Origin of the sequence: Mycobacterium triplex (genome assembly GCF_000689255.1) — a bacterium.
GTDB lineage: Bacteria > Actinomycetota > Actinomycetes > Mycobacteriales > Mycobacteriaceae > Mycobacterium > Mycobacterium triplex.
In genome coordinates this window covers 5,477,452-5,496,543 of record NZ_HG964446.1, presented here as the reverse complement: position 1 = coordinate 5,496,543, position 19,092 = coordinate 5,477,452, and the positions used below count along the sequence as shown (strand labels likewise).

The 19,092-nt window shown below is 64.7% G+C and carries 24 protein-coding genes; 15 read left to right on the top strand and 9 right to left on the bottom strand.

The features are described from left to right. Positions 1-41: 41 nt before the first annotated feature. The 3 genes from BN973_RS25415 to BN973_RS25405 form a co-directional block, all read right to left on the bottom strand. Positions 42-563, bottom strand: a complete 522-nt coding sequence (locus BN973_RS25415) for an Rv2253/PknI dimerization domain-containing protein (RefSeq protein ID WP_036471476.1) — start codon at positions 561-563, stop codon at positions 42-44. Positions 564-685: 122 nt separating this feature from the next. Then, positions 686-1,300 carry a hypothetical protein gene (locus tag BN973_RS25410; RefSeq protein WP_036471475.1) on the bottom strand — a complete coding sequence of 205 codons (615 nt, stop codon included), beginning with the start codon at positions 1,298-1,300 and terminating at the stop codon, positions 686-688. Continuing rightward, positions 1,297-2,085, bottom strand: a complete 789-nt coding sequence (locus BN973_RS25405; RefSeq protein WP_036471474.1) for a hypothetical protein — start codon at positions 2,083-2,085, stop codon at positions 1,297-1,299. The genes BN973_RS25410 and BN973_RS25405 overlap by 4 nt, the downstream gene beginning before the upstream one ends. A 202-nt stretch (positions 2,086-2,287) precedes the next feature. On the opposite strand from BN973_RS25405, the gene BN973_RS25400 reads away from it, so the two are divergent. Next, the gene (locus BN973_RS25400) at positions 2,288-2,689 is read left to right on the top strand and encodes a hypothetical protein (RefSeq protein WP_232232148.1); all 402 of its coding nucleotides are present in this window, start codon (positions 2,288-2,290) and stop codon (positions 2,687-2,689) included. Between the two features lie 14 nt (positions 2,690-2,703). Here the strand turns inward: BN973_RS25400 and BN973_RS25395 are convergent, their stop codons facing one another. Further along, positions 2,704-3,306 carry a TetR/AcrR family transcriptional regulator gene (locus BN973_RS25395; RefSeq protein ID WP_036471472.1) on the bottom strand — a complete coding sequence of 201 codons (603 nt, stop codon included), beginning with the start codon at positions 3,304-3,306 and terminating at the stop codon, positions 2,704-2,706. Between the two features lie 104 nt (positions 3,307-3,410). Here BN973_RS25395 and BN973_RS25390 point away from each other — a divergent pair, with 104 nt between their 5' ends. The 4 genes from BN973_RS25390 to BN973_RS25375 are packed head-to-tail and all read left to right on the top strand — an operon-like array spanning position 3,411 to position 5,880. Beyond that, positions 3,411-4,187, top strand: a complete 777-nt coding sequence (locus BN973_RS25390; protein ID WP_036471471.1) for a hypothetical protein — start codon at positions 3,411-3,413, stop codon at positions 4,185-4,187. After that, positions 4,184-4,999 (top strand): hypothetical protein, encoded by an 816-nt coding sequence (locus tag BN973_RS25385; RefSeq protein ID WP_036471470.1) that lies wholly within the window; start codon positions 4,184-4,186, stop codon positions 4,997-4,999. Before BN973_RS25390 ends, BN973_RS25385 begins: the two co-directional genes overlap by 4 nt. Then, entirely contained in the window at positions 4,996-5,595 is a 600-nt protein-coding gene (locus BN973_RS25380) for a cytochrome c oxidase subunit 3 family protein (protein WP_036471469.1), read from the top strand. The genes BN973_RS25385 and BN973_RS25380 overlap by 4 nt, the downstream gene beginning before the upstream one ends. A 3-nt stretch (positions 5,596-5,598) precedes the next feature. Beyond that, positions 5,599-5,880: a cytochrome C oxidase subunit IV family protein gene (locus BN973_RS25375; protein WP_036471468.1), complete on the top strand. Its 282-nt coding sequence runs from the start codon at positions 5,599-5,601 to the stop codon at positions 5,878-5,880. A gap of 6 nt (positions 5,881-5,886) precedes the next feature. Here BN973_RS25375 and BN973_RS25370 read toward each other — a convergent pair whose 3' ends face one another. After that, positions 5,887-7,182, bottom strand: a complete 1,296-nt coding sequence (locus BN973_RS25370) for a cytochrome P450 (protein WP_036471467.1) — start codon at positions 7,180-7,182, stop codon at positions 5,887-5,889. 187 nt (positions 7,183-7,369) lie between these two features. Here BN973_RS25370 and BN973_RS25365 point away from each other — a divergent pair, with 187 nt between their 5' ends. Next, positions 7,370-8,071, top strand: coding sequence for a TetR/AcrR family transcriptional regulator (locus tag BN973_RS25365; protein ID WP_036471466.1), 702 nt, complete (start codon positions 7,370-7,372; stop codon positions 8,069-8,071). Here the strand turns inward: BN973_RS25365 and BN973_RS25360 are convergent. Together BN973_RS25360 and BN973_RS25355 are read right to left on the bottom strand one after the other, a co-directional pair. Further along, positions 7,987-8,361, bottom strand: coding sequence for a hypothetical protein (locus tag BN973_RS25360; protein ID WP_407067612.1), 375 nt, complete (start codon positions 8,359-8,361; stop codon positions 7,987-7,989). The two genes, BN973_RS25365 and BN973_RS25360, sit on opposite strands and share 85 nt — an antisense overlap. Before the next feature lie 59 nt (positions 8,362-8,420). After that, positions 8,421-9,164 (bottom strand): enoyl-CoA hydratase/isomerase family protein, encoded by a 744-nt coding sequence (locus BN973_RS25355; protein ID WP_036471464.1) that lies wholly within the window; start codon positions 9,162-9,164, stop codon positions 8,421-8,423. 110 nt (positions 9,165-9,274) lie between these two features. Here BN973_RS25355 and BN973_RS25350 point away from each other — a divergent pair, with 110 nt between their 5' ends. The 5 genes from BN973_RS25350 to BN973_RS30780 all read left to right on the top strand — a co-directional run bounded on the left by BN973_RS25350 (position 9,275) and on the right by BN973_RS30780 (position 13,268). Next, a complete protein-coding gene (locus tag BN973_RS25350) occupies positions 9,275-9,697 on the top strand; it encodes a lipoprotein LpqH (RefSeq protein ID WP_036471463.1) in 423 nt (140 codons plus the stop codon). A 132-nt stretch (positions 9,698-9,829) separates the two neighbouring features. Continuing rightward, complete coding sequence (locus BN973_RS25345) at positions 9,830-11,020, top strand: amidohydrolase family protein (RefSeq protein WP_036471462.1); 1,191 nt, start codon at positions 9,830-9,832, stop codon at positions 11,018-11,020. Between the two features lie 32 nt (positions 11,021-11,052). Further along, the gene (locus BN973_RS25340) at positions 11,053-12,456 is read left to right on the top strand and encodes a FadD3 family acyl-CoA ligase (protein WP_036471461.1); all 1,404 of its coding nucleotides are present in this window, start codon (positions 11,053-11,055) and stop codon (positions 12,454-12,456) included. Then, positions 12,453-13,076 carry a hypothetical protein gene (locus BN973_RS25335; RefSeq protein WP_036471460.1) on the top strand — a complete coding sequence of 208 codons (624 nt, stop codon included), beginning with the start codon at positions 12,453-12,455 and terminating at the stop codon, positions 13,074-13,076. The genes BN973_RS25340 and BN973_RS25335 overlap by 4 nt, the downstream gene beginning before the upstream one ends. A gap of 15 nt (positions 13,077-13,091) precedes the next feature. Next, positions 13,092-13,268 carry a (2Fe-2S)-binding protein gene (locus BN973_RS30780; RefSeq protein WP_084163545.1) on the top strand — a complete coding sequence of 59 codons (177 nt, stop codon included), beginning with the start codon at positions 13,092-13,094 and terminating at the stop codon, positions 13,266-13,268. A gap of 6 nt (positions 13,269-13,274) precedes the next feature. Here BN973_RS30780 and BN973_RS25330 read toward each other — a convergent pair whose 3' ends face one another. Then, on the bottom strand, positions 13,275-14,990 hold the full coding sequence (locus BN973_RS25330; protein ID WP_036471459.1) for an alpha-keto acid decarboxylase family protein: 1,716 nt from the start codon (positions 14,988-14,990) through the stop codon (positions 13,275-13,277). A gap of 65 nt (positions 14,991-15,055) precedes the next feature. Here BN973_RS25330 and BN973_RS25325 point away from each other — a divergent pair, with 65 nt between their 5' ends. The 4 genes from BN973_RS25325 to BN973_RS25310 are packed head-to-tail and all read left to right on the top strand — an operon-like array spanning position 15,056 to position 17,577. After that, positions 15,056-15,499, top strand: a complete 444-nt coding sequence (locus tag BN973_RS25325; RefSeq protein ID WP_036471458.1) for an SRPBCC family protein — start codon at positions 15,056-15,058, stop codon at positions 15,497-15,499. A gap of 5 nt (positions 15,500-15,504) precedes the next feature. Next, the gene (locus BN973_RS25320) at positions 15,505-16,584 is read left to right on the top strand and encodes a CaiB/BaiF CoA transferase family protein (RefSeq protein WP_036471457.1); all 1,080 of its coding nucleotides are present in this window, start codon (positions 15,505-15,507) and stop codon (positions 16,582-16,584) included. 58 nt (positions 16,585-16,642) lie between these two features. Continuing rightward, positions 16,643-17,095: an SRPBCC family protein gene (locus BN973_RS25315; protein WP_036471456.1), complete on the top strand. Its 453-nt coding sequence runs from the start codon at positions 16,643-16,645 to the stop codon at positions 17,093-17,095. A 29-nt stretch (positions 17,096-17,124) separates the two neighbouring features. Further along, a complete protein-coding gene (locus BN973_RS25310) occupies positions 17,125-17,577 on the top strand; it encodes an SRPBCC family protein (protein ID WP_036471455.1) in 453 nt (150 codons plus the stop codon). Here the strand turns inward: BN973_RS25310 and BN973_RS25305 are convergent. After that, a complete protein-coding gene (locus tag BN973_RS25305; protein WP_036471454.1) occupies positions 17,564-18,736 on the bottom strand; it encodes a pyridoxal phosphate-dependent aminotransferase in 1,173 nt (390 codons plus the stop codon). The genes BN973_RS25310 and BN973_RS25305 overlap by 14 nt on opposite strands. Between the last annotated feature and the right edge of the window lie 356 nt (positions 18,737-19,092).

The window sequence follows — 19,092 nt, the reverse complement described above, 5'->3', positions numbered from 1 at the left end:
AGGCCGCGAAACGGCGGACCGGCGGAACTAGGACCGCCCGGTCAGGACACCTGGTCCAGGCGCAACGGCATTGCTATATCAAGCCATTGGTTTTGCCCGCACGCACCGCTTGGGCCGACCGTCTTGTCCTTGCCGGACAACGTCCGCGACCCGATTTGAAATCCGCCATTCTCGTTCACCGGGTAGAAAAAGAAGGTCTGCTGTCCGGGGAATGCGGTACCGTCTTCGCACCGCTCCCAATTCGGCACTTCGCGTCTCACCTTCCACATCTCCCCATCATTCATATAGAGGGGCGCGGTCCATCCCTGGTCGCTCTTCACCGTGCCGTGGCATTCCTGAAATGTGTCGCACGTCGAGCTGATCGTCCATGTTTGGTAGACCGTCGGCTCGGCGAAGTATTGATCGTTTCGCTGGGCCCAGTCGCCGATGGACGTGACGTGGTATGTCCCGTTGATGGCCACTTCTTCCTTGGTCGTTGCCTGGGCTGTCGAGGCCGTGGCCAATCCACCGAATACCGTGCCGGCCACCAGCGTTGCGGTGGCGAGTGTGTTGACTGAACGCATCAGCTGCTCCTCGAAGCGCAGATTCCGACAGTGCCTGTGGCACCTTTCCGCCGTCGGTTGCGGCGTTCTCGAGCGTTGACGTTACACCGTTTTGGCCGATGGGGTAAACGGTTAGATCGGACTCATCCGACCGGTTCGAATTTGGCGATCAGCCACGAATTGTCGACCTTTGTCAGCGTCACTACGACGGCGCTTTCGTTCTTCGCGGGATCTTTCTTTTGCATGCTCGCCGTGGTCTGGTCGACGAAAATCAGTACGACGGCCGAATCGGGATGCAAATCCGAAACTGCGGCCCGAATCACCTTGGCGGTGGTTGTCAGGTGCCCCTGCTTTGCGGTCGGCCCGACGATATCGTTGGTGAATTTGTTGTAGTAGGCCAAAAACTCACCGGTGAGATGCGATTTCGCCCTGGAGAAATCGCGATCCAAGTGGTCGTAGGAATACGACAACACCGCGACGGCGCCATCAGAAGCCGCCTGGATGGCCCGATGGGCCGCCGCGTCGTCGACCCGCTGATCCGGGCGATACACATTGAGGTACACACCGGCACCGACCCCTACGGCGGCAACGACCAACGTGGTCACGACGATTGAACGCCAGCTTGCCAAACAGCGGCGGACCCAGCGGCGGGTCGCCGCCAGCCGGCGCGAACGTGCCGACCGCTCGGGGGGCGGAATCTCCGTGTTGTCCGTTGCCGTTTCGCTGCTACCCAGCGACGAATCACGCTCGAAAGTCATGACAGGTAATCAATTTTCGACATCTTGAGCTGACCGCCGTCGCGATCCAAGGTGACGCTCAGCCGAAACAAGGCCGGCGGTGGTTTCTCGTTATCCGGCCCAGTGGCATCGGTTTTCGCCGCCACCAGCACGACCCCCGAATTGTCGCTCAACGACTCAACGGCGACGGCTTCGACGGTGACCTTGTTTCCGATCTTCGAGTCTTGGGCCTTCTTGACCATGAGGACTGACATCGCCGACAGTTGGGCGTTGAGGTCGCCCGTCGAGACGTCGATCATGCGCTGGACGTTCTCCTTGGCATGTTCGGGGTCAATCGACATCAGCGTCGTGATCCCTTGCCTGGCGGCCGCCGCGAACTCCACGGCGAGCCGGCGATCATGCGCCACGGTGCGGTGGTGCCACATCATGTAACCGCTCGCGCCGAGTGAAGCGCAGGCAACCACGATGCCGACGCCGGCAGCTATTGCTTTGCGCCCTGGGCGGCGAAGCCACCGCGGACGCCCGGGGCGACGCGGCAACCGTTTCCGGGTCCGCTTTGCGGAGCGCTGCTTGGCATGTGGGGACACGACCGCGTCTTCCGCGTCCCCCGATTCCGCCGCGCGATGCAGCCGTTCGACGCGTGCCCTGGCCGCCTCAGCCCGCGCTTCGGCCTCGGCAACTTCGTCTTCTATGTCCGTTTCGGAAGCGGGCGCCGGGACCCGGGAGCACGACTGTGGGTCGTCGGGATCGGTCAGATCCGTCGGGTCACCACAATCGTCGGCGTCAGGCCCCTCCGGATCGTGCACGGAGAAGCAGCTTATCACTTCGGCCTTGGCTCGCGGCCGTCCTCGGGCACCCTCCTTAACGGCTGTTACATGCGGAAATACGCGTCGGCCAGGGAATGCGACGCGGTAGCGTGCGGGGGGCGCCGGCACGGACGGCCGTTCTCGCGCAGGCGATCTTCTCCAACCAGGAGAATTTTCTTTTCAGGTGTGGCAAAGTAATCGGGTGCGATTTATCGTGGCCCTCTTTGCCGCGTTGCTCGGCGTCGGTGTGCTGGCGGCGCCGCCGTCGGTCGCCGGGCCGACCGTGTGCGACTATCCCGACTGCACGCCGGGGATCATGCCGCATCAGGTGCTCGGGGCGCCGTGCGACAACACCACCTACTACGCCTTCGGCGTAACCGACGGTTATGTCTCCTTCGCCTCACAGCCCGGACGCCTGATGTTCTGCGGTTCGCCGCGGAGATATCAGCCCCGGTGGTTCCGGTCCCCCCCGATGGCGGGAGTCAAGAACGAGGGCGACAACTGCCAGTACTACCAAAACTACGTCGCACAGGCGCCCGACGGCCTGTTCCTGATCTGTTTTGCCCACGACGGCATGATGAGCTGGGTCCGCGGCGACACCTAGCCCTACTCGAAACCCTACTCGGCGGGTTCTCGATGCAAACCGAGCAGGCGCCGGATCATGTCGGTGAGCCGCTCGAGCAGCGTGTCGTCGTCGATGTCGGCCAGCAGCGGGTGCATGACCGCGGTGCTGATCGCGCCGGAGAACATGGCCGCCTCGATCCGGCCGTCGAGGCCGGCATCGCTCAGCAGTCCGTCATACAACCGGTCCATAAAGCGTTGGAACGGCTTGTGTTCGGCCAGCAGCCGAACAACGACGGGATCGAACTGCAGCGTACGCACCAGCCGGCGGTCGCGGACGGCCATTTCAACGACGCTCTCCAGCAGCGCATCCCGGGCTTGGCGTCCGTTGCCGTGCGCCTCGGCTGCCTCCAGCGCCGGAAGCAGCCGCCCGAGCTCGCGCTCGGTAACCGCGATCACGATCTGATCCTTGGTCCGGAATTGGTGGTACACAGCGGCTTTCGTGATCCCGACGGCATCGGCGATCATCTGCAGCGACGTACCGCTGACGCCATGCTGCGCGAACAGGTCGAGCGCGGCGTCGAGCACCCGGGTCCGGGCAGGGCTGTAGTGAACAACTCTCAGCTCTTCATCGCTTACCGGCCGTCCTGCTGTTCCCACGGAACGAGCCTAGACGACCGGCTATTGACCCGAGGCTAGCCGACCGGCTAGCTTCGGGGACGAGCCGAATGTAGCGCGGCGATCACGTGCCGAAGGGAGTACCGATGACGGACATCGGCGGTGCAGATGCGGTTGGTGGGCGAGCGGCGCTGCGGCCTACCGACGGCGAAGTCATTCTGCTGTGGACATTGCCCGTCACGGTAATCCTCTGGATCGCCGGCTTCTTGCTGTTTCCGGGGTTCAATCCGCCGATGTCGCCGTCGATGCCGGCCGAACAGGTTGCCGCGTTCTATCGGGATCCGGCCCACATTCCGCAGATCCGGTACAGCATGATCGTGTTCAACTGGTTCGGCGTGTGCCTGGTTCCGATCCTGGCGTTGATCGTGCTGCAGATCCGCAGGATGGCGCACCGGACTCCGATTTTCTCCTACGCGATGCTGGGTTGCGTGGCCGGCGGTCCGACGTTGTTTCTCGTCGCCAACGTCTGCTGGCTGCTGGCCGCCTTTCGTCCCGAGCGCAGTCCGGAGCTGACGCAGCTGCTCAACGATTTCGGCTGGATGACGTTCACCATCCTGGTCCCGTTCCTGATCGGGCAGAGCGTGATCCTCGCCGTGGCAATCTATTTCGATGATCAGCCGCGACCCGTGTTCCCATCCTGGGTAGCCCACTTCAACCTTCTCGTGGCCGCCGCGCTGGTGCCCGCGGCCTTTGTCGGGGTGTCGTTGACCGGGCCGCTGGCCTGGGACGGCTTCTTGTCGTTCTGGGTGAAAAACGTTGCCATCGCGGTCTGGATCGTCGTGATGGGCGTCGCGCTGGGACGGGCCATCTATCGCGAGCGCGCCGAAAATCGTCGGCGCCCAGACGAATTGGTCGACGCATGAGTGCGGTGATCACACCGCCGACCTCGCCGGCCACGCCGCCTTCCGGCCCGCTGCATCGCCGGATCGTCTGGCACCTGCGGTACAACCCCAAGCGTGAACTCTGGTTGGCGTGGTGGGTACTCGTCGCGTTTTACAACCTGTTCTTCCCGGTGTTCTTCATCATCGCGCAAGTTCAGCCCCCACCGGAGCCCACCTGGGACCTCGCGACGCAGGTCGGTTGGTTCTCCGAACGCCACCTCGGCATCCCGGTCGGATTCGGCATCATCTTCGCGATCAGCGGCGCGATCGCGACAAACAATGCCCTGATCGCATATTCGATGCGGCGTATGTCGGTCAGCCGCGCGTTCGGCTACTCGTATCTGATCATCTACTCGCTCAGCGCGGTTCCCGGCATGATCCTGCTCAACATCGCGCTGCTTGTCGGGACGCTGCGACCAGAGCGCAACCCGGAAGTGATCGGCTGGCTCTACGATTTCGCCTTCTTGTCTTTCGACGGAACGATGGGAGTCTTCCTGATCGGCTCGCTGATCTGGATGGTCGCGATCCTGCTCGACAAGAATCGGGTGTTCCCCAAGTGGTTCGGCTATCTCAACCTCTGCAACGCGCTGACCGAGGTCGTCGTCGCGCCCTGCTGGATCTTCCGGCGCGGTGTGTTGGCCTGGGACGGTGAGATCGCCTGGTGGCTGGACATGGTCGTGTTCGGCATCTACCAAGTCACCTTCGTTGTCATGCTGTACCGGATGATCCGGCGCGAAGACTTCGGCACCGGGCGGTTGCCGGACTTCCCGCGGAAAAAGGCTGTTGCGCAATGACCGATCTGCAGACCGACCTGACCGAGAAGGACCAACGTGCCAAATTCGTGCCGGGTCAGCCCGACATGTGGGCCTTCGTGCTGTTCGAGACCCTGGTGTTCACAGGGTATTTCGGCTTCTACCTGTTCTCCCGAGCCCGCAACGCCGAGCTATTCATACACGCTCAGGCGCACCTGGACCTGCGCATCGGAGTTTTCAACACACTCGTCCTGCTGCTGAGCTCGTGGTCGGTGGCCCGGTGTGTTCAGTCGTCGCGCGCCGGCGAATACTCCGCAGCGCTGCGAGACGTCTTCATCACGGCCGCACTCGCCGCGGTTTTCCTCTTCTTCAAGGTGTTCGAGTGGGCCCGGCTGGTCAACAGCGGAAATGGGTTGGACAGCAACGACTTCTTCACCTACTACTTCTTTCTCACCGGGATCCATTTTGTTCATCTGCTGATCGGCTTCGTCGTTCTCGGCGTGATCGTGTACCAACTCCGAAGCGCGGCAACAAGGCCGCGGGAATCCCAGCAGATCGTCGAAACGTGCGCGACCTACTGGCACACCGTCGACTTCCTGTGGGTGCTCATCTTCGCGCTGCTGTACGTGGTGAGGTGAGGCGTGAAATTCAACAAGCGGCTACTGGTTGTGTGGGTGATCCTGGCGTTGCTCACGCTCGGCTACCTGTGGATCGACCACTCGGTCGACGGGTCGCTGAAATCCAGCGCGGTGGTGACCTCAAGCGTCATAGTGATCGCACTCATCAAGGTGCGCATCATCTTTCGCGAGTTCATGGAGGTGCGAAGCGCACCGGTCCTGCTCTGCCGGCTGACCGACGCCTGGGTGATCGTGATGGCCGTCGCGATGCTCAGCTGCTACTTCGTCGGACTGCAGCTCGGGTAGTACGGTTCAGGCCACGGGCGCGACCGCGTCTGCGGTCGTGAACGACAGGTGCAGTTCGCTCAAGCCGCGCAAGATGTAGGTCGGCTCGTAGGTGTAACGACGCTCGCTGGCCGGGCCGTGGTGGGCTTCGTCGATCTCGATGTGCGGCATCCGGTCCAGGATGCGCTCGATCGAGACCCGGCCCTCCACCCGCGCGAGTGGCCCGCCCGGGCACGAGTGCACGCCGCGGGCAAACGCCATGTGCTCGCGAACGTTCTTGCGGCGCAAGTCGAAGTCGTGCGGGTTCTCGAACCGCAGCGGATCGCGGTTGACCGCTCCGGGCAGGATCATCACCACGGTGCCGGCGGGAATGTCGACGCCCCCCAAGGTGGTGGCTCTGCGGGTCAGGCGCGAGTCGCTCTTGACCGGGCTCTCCATGCGCAGTGATTCTTCGATGAATCCGGGAATCAGGCTGCGGTCCTCGCGCAGCTCTTGCTGGATGTCGGGCCGCTCGCCCAAGAACTGCAGCGCGGCGCTGAGCAACTTGGCCGTCGTCTCCTGACCGGCGGCGAACAGGAACGTGGCCGAGCGGACTACCTCGATCACCGGAGGCGTCGACCCGTCCGGGTACAGCGCGGCCGCCAGTGAGGTCAGCACATCGCCGCGCGGTTCGCGGCGCCGGTCCTCGATGTAGTTGCAGAACTTCTCGTCGAGCCACTCCAGTGGGTTGATGCCGACCGAGTTATGGTCTAGAGCACCAACTTTCGCGTCCGGGCGGTCGGCGCCGAGCACAGCGCGGAATTCCTTGTGGTCGTCCTCCGGGACGCCGAGCAGGTCGGCGATCACCAGGGTGGCGAACGGCTTGGAGTATTCGGAGATGAACTCGCACTGGCCGCTGTCGAGAAATTCCTCGAGCTGACGGTCGGCCAGGCGCCACATGAACTCCTCGTTGTGCTTCAACCGGCTGGGGGTCAGCAGCTTGCTCAGCACGGAGCGGGCCTTGGTGTGGTCCGGCGGGTCCATGGTGATCATGTGCTCGTTCATCGGGAAGTAGCTGCGGTGCTCGTCGATCAGTGAGTTGATGTCGTCGCCGTCGGGCGTGAACGGTAGCGGTGGGAACGGGCCGCCCAGGCAGTTGATGTTCGAGAAGGTCTCGGGGTCCTTGTATACCTCGGTGGCTTCCGCGTAGCCCGTGACGGCGACGACTCCGTAATGTGGCAGGCGCAGCACTCGGTTCTGGCTGCGCAGGTAGTCGAAGTATGGGTGCGGATCCGGGACCAGAGACGGATCGGTGAAGAAGTCGATCGAGTCGTAATCGCTCATCGGGTTGTTTCCCCCTGGGCTGGAGTGACCGGTGTGGATCGGCGACAGCCAGTAGCGCCGCCAGAGATTGGAGTTCTGCTGAGCACCTGCTTAGCACGGCAGTAATGTCATGGTCAAGGTCACAAGGGCGTGCCGCGCTACGATTCCCGTGGTCGACGCGCGAGCGAGGACAGGACGGAGTAGCGGTATGACATCGGCCCGCAGGATCGGGGCGCCGGACGCTAAGAACCGCGGTCTGCTGCTCGACGCGGCCGAGCAGCTGATGCTCGAAGAGGGCTACGCCGCCGTCACGTCGCGCCGGCTGGCGAACAAGGCCGGATTGAAACCTCAGCTGGTGCACTACTACTTCCGCACCATGGAAGAGTTGTTTCTCGAGGTTTTCCGCCGCCGCGGTGAGGAAGCGCTCGAGGCGCACGCGCAGCTGATGCAGTCGCCGCAGCCGCTGTGGGCGGTATGGCGATTCGGCACCGATCCGGCATTTACCCGCATCTCCATGGAATTCATGGCGCTGGCCAATCACCGCAAGGAGATGCGGGCCGAAATCGCTTACTACGCCGAACGTTTCCGCGAAGAACAACGGCAAGCAGTGACGACCGCGCTGCAGAAGTACGGCGTGGACAGCACGCAGATGCCGCCCGCGGTGGTTACCGTGCTGATGTCGAGCCTGTCGAGGTTCCTGGTTCTCGAGCAGGCGGTTGGTATTTCCGGCGGCCACGCCGAAACCGTCGAATTAGTCGAAAGCTACCTGCGTCGCCTGGAGGGTGAGCCGCAGCCGATTCCGGGAGTGTCGCAGGCCTGGGTGGTTCACCAGTTGCGCAGCGAGCAGAGCACGCCTTTGAGGCCGTCCTTGGATACGACGACGACGCCGTCCACCGCCAGAACGCAGTGAAGCCCCGGCGTGCCGGGCTCCGTGCCCGTGCTTGCCACGACCATCGCGTAGTGGTCGGGGTCAGTCATGTCCAGGTCGTAGGTCCACGGCTGGCCCGGGACGAGATCGACGTTGACGTGCGGGGTGAACGAGTACGGGTTGTGGCTGTAATCGGAGAATCTGACCGGCTGGTGATCCAGGTAATAGATGTCGACGTAGATCGGATTCTCAGCGGTGACGGCGTATTTGACGTGATGCATGACCGGGTCGGCATTTGCCAGTGGCGCGCTCACGGCCAAACTGGCGCTCATCAACGACCCCACCATCGTCATCGCCGACGCGATGCTCAGCAGTCCTTTCATGCTGGTTCTCATTCCGCTCCTCCGGCCGCCTGCGGCTTGGCGTTTCGGTTCATCAGCCGCTCTGCGGCCTGCCAGTGCGCGTCGGCAACCCACAGTCGTGCAAAGGATGCTATCGCCTCATCAGGCGAAACGCCGTTGATTACCCGTTTTATCTCGGCGGCCGGTTGGTGGGCGAGGGAGGTGGCAAGCGAACGCCAGCCCTCTTCGAACGAGGCGCGTGGTAACACCACGTCCACCAACCCGATGCGCTCGGCCTCGGCGGCGTCCAGGGTTTTTCCGCTGCCCGCCAACAGAAGTGCCCTGCTCTTTCCGACCAGCGCGGCCAGTCTCTCCGCGCCGCCCCAGGCGGGCATGATTTCCAGCGTCGCCTGATTGAACGCAATCTTGACGTCGCTCGCGGCGACCCGGATGTCGGCGGCGACGGCTACTTCGGCGCCACCGCCAAAGGCGTGGCCATTGAGCGCGGCGATCACCGGAGCCGGGAAGCTCGCCAGCTGGTCGCAGATGGACCGCATGCGCTTTGCCATCGCGGTGGCTTCCTCAATGGTCCGCAGCGCGCTGAGCTCCTTGAGGTCACCGCCGGACACGAAAGCCTTGTCGCCGGCGCCCCTGATCACCAGGGCCTGGGCACCGGCCGCGGCATCGAGTGCCTTTTCCAGCTGGTCCATGGTGTCGAGCGCGATCGCGTTGCGCGCGTGAGGGCGGTCGATGGTGAGCACCGCAAGCCCGTTGTCGAGCTCCAAGTCCAGCATGCGTTAGTTGCTCCTCGGAAGAGGCGTCGATATTGGCATTCTCGTGCGGCGAGAATAACATCATCGCTGCAGGCCGCAGGGGTTTGTACATCCAGAATAGAGGTGGCCCAGTGCAGGACCGAACCGTCGCGGCAGTTGCTGCGGTGCTCGCTGTCGCCGGCCTCGGGGCATGCACGTCGCGCCCGTCGACCCAGGTCGCCGGCACGGCATCGGTGACCGTCAACGGGAGCGACGCGAGTTTCCACGTCGTGAAATGCGGCCAATTCCAATGGACCCGGACAATCGATATCGGCGGCAGTTTTGCCGGAGCCAAGATCATCATCGACGAAGGGGCACAGCCGGCGTCAGCGCAGTCCGTGCGCATTCAGAACCTGGGCGGGTTCACCGGCATGTACTCCCGCGGAGGCGAAGGCGACGCCGACATGAGCATGAGCGGTGACAAATTCACGATCAGCGGCACCGCAAACGGATTCAAGACCGACAAGCCGAACGAAGCGGCTTCGGCGACCTTCAAAATCGTCGTGACCTGCTGATCGCAGCGTCGCCGCGGCGGCCGGCGCGACTCGCCCCCGCCGAGACCGCGAGCGGCGGTCAACCCTGGGGATCACGTTTGCGGTGCGGCCTGGTAGAGAATAGTATTCTCACAAATCGCGAAGGAGGATCTCATGGGCCAGTTGTCACACCGGGAAGACGTCCCGTTTCCAATCTTTGACGCTGATAATCACCTCTACGAGCCGCCGGAGGCGCTGACCAAGTACCTGCCCAAGGAGTACAAGGACTTCGTCCAGTACGTCCAGGTCAACGGGCGGACGAAGATCGCGATCCGCGGCCAGATCAGCAACTACATCCCCAACCCGACCTTCGAGGTCGTCGCGCGGCCGGGTGCCTGGGAGGAGTACTTCAAGTACGGCAACCCGGAAGGCAAGAGCAAGCGCGAACTGTTCGGTGAGCCGATGCGGGCGATCCCGGCGTTCTTCGAGCCCGGTCCGCGCCTGGAGAAGATGAACGAGCTGGGTCTGGACCGCACCCTGATGTTCCCGACCCTGGCCAGCCTGATCGAGGAGCGGCTGCGCGACGACCCGCTCGCCATCCACGTTTTGATCCATGCCCTCAACCAGTGGCTCGACGAGGTCTGGGGCTTCAACTACGAGAACCGCATCTTCACCACCCCGGTCATCACCCTGCCGATCGTCGAGAAGGCGATCGAGGAGCTGGAGTGGGCCGTCAAGCGTGGTGCCCGCGCCATCTTGGTCCGCCCGGCTCCCGTTCCCGGCTTCCGTGGCCCGCGTTCGTTCGCGGTGCCCGAGTTCGACCCGTTCTGGGAGCGCGTCGTCGAGCACGACGTGCTGGTCGGCATGCACTCCAGCGACAGCGGCTACTCCCGGTACACCTCCGAGTGGGACGGTGCCGACCAGGAGATGCTGCCGTTCCAAACCAATGCGATGGGCATCCTCAACGAGTGGCGGCCGATCCAGGACTCGGTGGGGTCGTGGGTGATTCACGGCGCGCTCTACCGCCACCCCAAGCTGAAGGTCGCGATCGTCGAGGCCGGTTCGAAGTGGATGACTCCGCTGCTGGACGGCCTGGCCGAGGTCTTCCGCAAGGCGCCGGAAGCCTTCCCGAGCGACCCGGTCGAGATGGTCAAGAACCGCATCTACGTGAGCCCGTTCTTCGAGGACGGCATCGACGATCTGGTCAACCTCGTCGGTGTGGATCAGGTGCTGTACGGCTCGGACTGGCCGCACCCAGAAGGTCTGGCGGAGCCGACGTTCTACGTCAACGCACTGTCGCACCTGTCGGTTGACGACCAGGCAAAGATCATGGGCGGCAACCTGTCCCGACTCGTCACCGTGTGACAAACACCCCTGGGTGGGAGACCATCCCCGAGATGGTCTTGAGCGCGGCGGACCGATTCGGCGATGCCGAAGCAGTCGTCGACGGTCCGCTGCGCTTCACCTTCACCGAAGTCGTCCACCGAATCCGTTGTGCTGCAGGAGCTTTCGCTGACCTCGGTGTCGACAAGGGCGAGCGAGTCGCTATCTGGGCGCCCAACTCGGCGGAGTGGATCATCGCCGCGTTCGGGCTGCTCACCGCGGGCGGTGTGCTGGTGCCGGTCAACACGCGGTTCAAGACCGAAGAAGCGGGCGACATCATCGCCCGCAGCGGGGTGAAAGCGGTCCTGGTGCAGAAGGGCTTTCTGGGTCAGGACTTCGCCGCGCCGGTGGGCACACCCGTCATCGACCTGAAGTCCGACTTTCTTTCCAGCGGTTCACCCTTCGAGCGGGCGGTGAGCGGCGACGACATCTCGGACATCATCTTCACTTCGGGCACCACCGGCCGCCCGAAGGGGGCGATGATGAATCATCGCCAAACGCTGCGCATGTACGAGGAGTGGGCCACGCTCGCGGATCTGCGCGAGGGCGACCGCTACCTGCAGATCAATCCGTACTTCCACACGTTTGGCCTGAAGGCGGGACTCGTCACGTCCTTCCTGCGCGGCGCGACGATGCTGCCGGTCGCGGTGTTCGATGTCGACACGGTAGTGGAAATCATTGCGCGCGAAGGCATTACGATGCTTCCCGGGCCGCCGACTCTATATCACTCGCTGCTGACGGTGGGGGACAAGTCGAAGCTGTCCACATTGCGCGCCGGCGTGACCGGCGCCGCCGACATCCCCGTCGAGCTGGTCCGCCGTATCCACGGCGAACTGCCGTTTCAGACGCTGATGACCGGCTACGGGCTCACCGAGGCCGGCAACGTCACCTTGTCGCTGCCCGGCGATTCCTTCGAGGACGTCGCCACCACCGCGGGCGTCCCATGCCAGGGGGTTGAGGTGCGCATCGCCGAGGACGGCGAGGTGCTGGTCCGCGGCTACGGCGTCATGCAGGGCTACCTCGACGATCCCGCGGCGACCGCGCAAGCGATCGACGGCGACGGGTGGTTGCACACCGGAGACCTGGGGGAATTCACCGAGGCCGGGCGGCTGCGCATCGTCGGACGCAAGAAGGACATGTTCATCGTCGGCGGCTTCAATGCCTACCCGGCCGAGATCGAGGGCTTCCTGCTCAGCCACCCGGCCGTCGCGCAGGCGGCGGTGATCGGCGTTCCCGACGAGCGACTGGGGCAGGTCGGCAAGGCGTTTGTGGTCCTCGACGGTGCCGTCAGCGCCGACGAGCTGATCAGTTGGTGTCGTGACCGGATGGCGGGGTTCAAAGTGCCGCGCGCGGTACAGTTCCTTGATTCCCTGCCACTCAACGCGACGGGGAAGGTGATGAAGGACCGACTCCGATGAACAACGGCGAGATTCATTCGATGGTGATCGCGTCGGACTACCGGTTGCCCGACCCGACCCGGGTGAAGCCCTTCCTGGAGCGCAACAAGAAGGCTCTGTCCGACATCGGAGCGCACCACGTTCTGGTCTACACCTCGACGCATGACTACGGCCGCGTGCTGGTGATGATCGGGGTGCACAGTCGCGAGCCGATCGTGGAATTGCTGCGATCGCGGGTGTTCTTCGACTGGTTCGACGAGGCCGGCGTCGAGGACATCCCCGCGGTGTTCGCCGGAGAGATCATCGACAGGTTCATCCCGGCGCCCCCGCCGACTCCCGCGGTGCCCGGGGTCGTGGTGGCCGCCATCGCATCGGTCGACGATGTGCCGACGCTGATCGCGGGCGTCGGCTCGGCGATGGACAGATTCGCCGCGGCGGGTATCCGAAAGACATGGGTATTCCAGGCTTTCGACGACGATCACGAGGTATTGATCCTGCAGGAATTCCCCGACGAAGACAGCGCGCGGGAGTGGATCGAGCACCCCGATGCCGCGGCCCAGTGGATGTCGGGTGCGGGAGTCGGCCTGTACCCGCCGCTGTTCGTCGGCCAGTTCTCGGACATCATGCGCATCGAGAGCTAGTCAGCCTTCCGCTCGATGTTCGTCTGTCTGTGTAACGGAGTCACCAGCCAGACGGTGTCCGACGTCGTCGACGCGGGAGCATCGACCACCAAGGACGTCGCCCATGCCTGTGGGGCGGGGGCCGACTGCGGCCGTTGTCGGCGAACGGTTCAGGCCATACTCAAATCGTCCAAGCCGGACCGCACGGCCTAGGTCGCTTCAGCGACGCCTGCTGCCATCCGGCGACATCGGCTGGACGAGTTCGACCAGCAGCGGCGGAATCTCCATGCGGGGCAAGACCACTTCGACGAGCACCATGCGGTCCTGGTGTTCCGCCGCCGCGATCAGCGCGTCGTCGAGTTCGCCGTAGCTTTGCGCGCGGAACGCAAGGTGATCGACCACGCCCAGCGTTTGGGGAACGTCGGTCCAACTCCAGCTGACGATGTCGTTGTAGGGCGCCGTCTCGCCGTGGATGGCCCGCTCCACCGTGTAGCCGTCGTTGTTGACCACCACGATGACCGGCGATAGTCCCTCGCGAAAGAAGGTGCCCAGCTCCTGCACGGTCAGCTGCGCGGCGCCGTCACCGATCAGCAACACCGACCTTCGGTCCGGGTGCGCGACCGCCGCGCCGAGCGCCGCGGGCAACGTGTAACCGATTGAGCCCCAAAGGGGTTGGCCGATGAACATCACCCCCTTGGGCAGCCGGTGGTCGGCCATCCCGTAGAAGGAGGTGCCCTGATCGGCGAGTACCACGTTCCCGGGGGTGAGCGCGTCGCACAGCCGGTCCCACACCATCTCCTGGGTCAGGGCTTGATCGCGCGCGGGTGCCGGGGCCGCGGCCGGCCGCTGTTGGCCTGTCGCGGATGCGACGGGTGGTGAACTGATTCCGCGCTCGGTCAGGATCTCGGCCAGCGCCCCCAGCGCGGCGCCCATTTCCAGCGGCGCGAACACCCGGCCGGCCACGGTGCTCTGATATTGCCCGACGTCGATGTTGCGGGACGAGTCGATGTGCTGGCTGAAGAAGCCGCTCACCATGTCGGTGAAGACGACCCCGGCGGTGACCAGGACGGGCGCGTCTTCGATCGCGGCGCGTACCTCCGGAGCACTGGCCGCGCCCGCATAGATTCCCAGGAAGTTCGGCGCGCTCTCGTCGAGCAGGCTCTTACCCCACATCAGCGTGGCGTACGGCACCACGTCGGCGGTCAGCAACGCCTCGAGTTCTTTGACCGCCTGCAGGCGGTGCACCAGCAGGTCGGCCAGCACGGTCAACCGGTTGTCGCCGATGAGCTCGCGGGCCGCCTCGACGAACATCGACAGCGCACGCGGGCTGGTACCGCCGGTGTAGCGCGGCAGCGGAGTTCTGGGCGGTTCGGTGGGGAAGCGCGCCACATCCGTCGACAGCAGTATGTAGCCCGGGCGCTTCTGCTCGCGCACCTCCGACAGCACCCGGTCGATCTCCCGGCAGGCCGTTGCCGGCATGAGATTAGCTTGAGCACAGGTGATTTCGCGGCTGATGCGCAAGAAGTGCTCGAAGTCGCCGTCCCCGAGCGAATGGTGCAACGCCCGCCTGGTTCCCTGGGCGTCTTTCGAGGGGCCGCCGACGATGTGCACGACGGGCACATGCTCGGCGTAGCTGCCGGCGATCGCGTTGGTCGCCGAGAGCTCACCCACTCCGAATGTCGTTACCACAGCTGCCAATCCGCGCAGCCGTCCATAGCCGTCGGCGGCGTAGCCGGCGTTCAGCTCGTTGGCGTTGCCCACCCACCGAATTCTCGGATGCGCGACGATGTGGTCGAGGAATTCCAGGTTGTAGTCGCCGGGGACGCCGAAGATCTCGGAGACGCCGAGCTCGGCGAGACGGTCCAACAAGTAGTCACCGACGGTGTAGGCGGAATCCGCGGGGGCCGACCCCGCGTCGGGCGTGGTAGCAGTCACGAAGTCGACGGTACGCTCGGTCGAAAGCGCTCCCGGCCGGACGTCATTTCGCTATCGTGCGGGCCATGGCGATCAACGAGACCCGCGAAGTTGTCATCGAAGCCAGCCCCGAAGAGATCCTCGATGTCATCGCCGATCTCGACTCGGTGACCGAATGGTCGCCGCCGCATCAGAGCGTCGAAATCCTCGAGCGCGACGCCAACGGTCGACCCACCAAGGTCAAGATGAAAGTCAAAGCCGCGGGCATCACCGACGAGCAGGTGATCGCGTACACGTGGGGCGACAACGAGGTCAGCTGGACGCTGGTCAGCTCGGGCCAGCAGCGTTCGCAGGACGCGTCCTACAAGCTGACGCCCGCCGGTGACGCCACCAAGGTCACGTTCCAGCTCAGCGTCGATCCGGTGGTCCCGCTGCCGGGCTTCGTTTTGAAACGCGCCATCAAGGGCACGGTCGACACCGGGACCGAGGGATTACGCAAGCGGGTGCTGCAGGTGAAGAAGGGTAAGTAGGCGCGATGACCGGCGACGGACCGCTGGCCGGGATCAAAGTCCTCGAACTCGGCGGCATCGGACCGGGTCCGCACGCGGGGATGATGCTCGCCGACCTGGGTGCCGACGTGGTGCGGGTGCGCCGCCCCGGCGGGCTGACGATGCCGGCCGAGGACCGCGACCTGTTGCACCGGGGCAAGCGGATAGTCGACCTGGACGTCAAGACGCAGCCGGGTGCGCTGCTGGAGCTCGCCGCCAAGGCCGACGTGCTGCTGGACTGCTTCCGGCCGGGCACCTGCGAGCGACTCGGCATCGGACCCGACTACTGCGCGGCGGTCAACCCGCGGCTGATCTACGCCCGGATCACCGGCTGGGGGCAGGACGGGCCGTTGGCCCCGACCGCCGGGCACGACATCAACTACCTGTCGCGAACCGGCGCGTTGTCGGCGCTGGGCTACGCCGACCGGCCGCCGATGCCGCCGCTGAACCTGGTCGCCGATTTCGGCGGCGGTTCGATGCTGGTGCTCATCGGTATCGCCGTCGCGCTGTACGAACGGGAACGGTCCGGTCAGGGTCAGGTGGTCGACGCCGCGATGGTCGACGGGGTCAGCGTGCTCGCCCAAATGATGTGGACCATGAAGGGAATTGGCAGCCTGCGCGACAAGCGTGAATCGTTTCTGCTCGACGGCGGCGCCCCGTTCTATCGCTGCTATGAGACCTCCGACGGCAAGTACATGGCCGTCGGCGCCATCGAGCCGCAGTTCTTCGCCGCGCTGCTGGGCGGGCTGGGTCTGTCGCCCGACGACGTGCCGAGCCAGCTCGAAATCGGTTCGTATCAGCAGATGTACGACGTCTTCGCGCAGCGATTCGCCAGTCGCACGCGAGACGAGTGGACCCAGGTTTTCGCCGGCACCGACGCCTGCGTCACGCCGGTGCTGACCTGGAGTGAGGCCGCCGTCGACGATCATCTGAACGCGCGGTCGACGGTGATCACCGCCCACGGCGTCGAGCAGGCCGCGCCCGCCCCGCGTTTCTCGCGAACACCGGCCGGACCCGTCGGGCCGCCGCCGGCGACTACCACGCCGATCGACGAAATCAACTGGTAGCAAATTAATTACCCTGAACACGTTCCGCGCCTGGGACGGGATTGCTAGGTTGGCCTCAGTGGCTGTCAAGGCATCACGTGAATTCATAGTTGATGCGCCGCTCGACGTGGTCATGGGGGCGCTCGAGGATGTCAACGTGCTGGAATCCTGGTCGCCGCTGCATAAACGGATAGAAGTGATCGACCGTTATCCCGACGGCCGGGCGCGCCGCGTGAAAACCACCATTCGGATTTTCGGCCTCGTCGACAAAGAGGTTCTGGAATATCACTGGGGTCCGGATTGGGTGGTGTACGACGTCAAGGGAACCTCCCAGCAGCACGGCCAGCACGTCGAATACAACCTCAAACCCGAGGGCGTCGACCAGACGCGAGTGCGGTTCGATATCACCGTCGAACCCGCGGGTTTCATTCCCGGATTCGTCGTGCGGCGGGTGATGCAAAACGTCCTCGACGCTTCGGTGAAGGGGCTGCGCGACCTGGTGACGCGTGGCGGTTCGGATAAGGCGCCGTAATTCATTCTCGATTGCTAATTTGGTAGACAGTGGCCATACGCGCATCGTCAGAAATCGTCATTGCGGCGCCCCCGGGAGTGATCATGGAGGCGCTGGCCGACATGGACGCCGTGCCCTCGTGGTCGCCATTGCACAAGCGCGTCGAAGTCGTCGACAGGTATCCCGACGGCCTGCCGCACCACGTGCGGATGACGATCAGAGTAAGCGGCATCGCCGATACCGAAATGGTCGAATATCACTGGGGCCCCGACTGGATGGTCTGGGATGCGCAGAAGACCGCCCAGCAACACGCTCAGCACGGCGAATACAACCTGGAGCGTGAGGGCGACGACAAGACCCGGGTGCGATTCAGCCTCACGATCGAACTCAGGGCGCCGCTGCCCAAGTTCTGGGTGCGCTCGGCCGGCAACAAAATTCTCTACGCCGCACTGGAGGGCCTGCGAAAGCGCGTGATGGGCGACGAGGCCTCTAAGCGGTCTTGAGCGCGGACAGCCTCTTGATCGCCTCGTCAAGGGTGTCGTCGCGTTTGCAGAAAGTGAAGCGCACCAAGTGATTCCACAGGTCGGCATGCGGCGCCGTCGGGTCGCAGAATGCCGACATCGGAATGGCCGCCACGCCGACCTTTTCCGGTAACGCCGCACAGAATGTCGTGCTGTCGTCGTACCCGAGTGGGCGCGGGTCGGCGCAGAGGAAGTAGCTGCCGTTGCTGTCGTGCACCGCGAAGCCGATGTGGGCGAGCCCCGCGGCCAGTCGGTCGCGCCTGGCCTGCAGCGAGCGCCGCAGTTCGTCCACCCAGGCATCCTCGGTGTCCAGCGCCAGGGCTACCGCGGGCTGAAACGGCGCACCGCCGACGTAGCTCAGATACTGTTTGGCGGCACGCATCCCGGCGATGAGTTCTGCTGGGCCGCAAGCCCATCCGATCTTCCAGCCGGTGCAGTTGAACATTTTGGCCGCGCTGGAGATCGTGATGGTGCGCTGCGCCATCCCGTCGAAGCCGGCCAGCGGCAGGTGGCGATGGCCGTCGAACACCAGGTGTTCGTACACCTCGTCGGTAATCACCAAAAGGTCAGCCGCGACCGCGATCTCGGCGATGGCCTGCAGTTCGGCAGCGCTCAGCACGGCGCCGGTGGGGTTGTGTGGTGAGTTGACGATCAGCGCGCGGGTCGCCGGGGTCACCGCCCGCCGCAGGGCGTCGGTGTCGAGCGCGAAGCCGCGGCCGTCGGCGACCAGTGGCACCGCGGCTCGGTGCGCCCCGGCCATCGCGACCACCGGCGAGTAGGAGTCGTAGAAGGGCTCGATCAGCAGCACCTCCGAGCCGGGCTCGACCAGGCCGATGACTGCCGCCGCGATGGCCTCGGTGGCCCCGACCGTCACCAGCACCTCGGTGTCGGGGTCGTACTCGATGCCGAAATGCCGGTTGCGCTGTGCGGCGATGGCGTGGCGCAGCGGCGCGATGCCGATCCCCGGCGGGTATTGGTTCGCGCCGCCGGCGATCGCGTCTTGTGCGGCCTGCAGCAGCGCCGGGGGTCCGTCTTCGTCGGGAAAGCCCTGACCCAGGTTCACCGCGCCGATCCGCGCGGCCAGTGCCGACATCTCGGCGAACACCGTGGTCGCGTAGGGCCGCAAGCGCGACACCGTCATGGTCGTCGAGCTTAGGCCGGGCCCGTCGCCGCCCGGGGTGCACAGTCGCTCAACGCTGGGTTGAGTGTGCGGCTATGGCTTTGAGTGTGTGGATGTGGCGGGCCCGCTCGGCGTGTCGCCGCCGTGTGCGCACACGCGACGCCCGGGGTTCACACTCGACGCCCAGGACGCACGCTCGACGCCCGGGACGCACACTCGACGCCCGGGGTTCACACCCGACGCCCAGGACGCACGCTCGACGCCCGGCACCAACAGGTCGCCGCCCGCAAGACCGCTGACCAGCCCCGACTCCCCCAACCAACAGGTTGGCCGGGAACCCCTGTTAGGGTGCTCGTAGACGGACCCGAAACCCCATT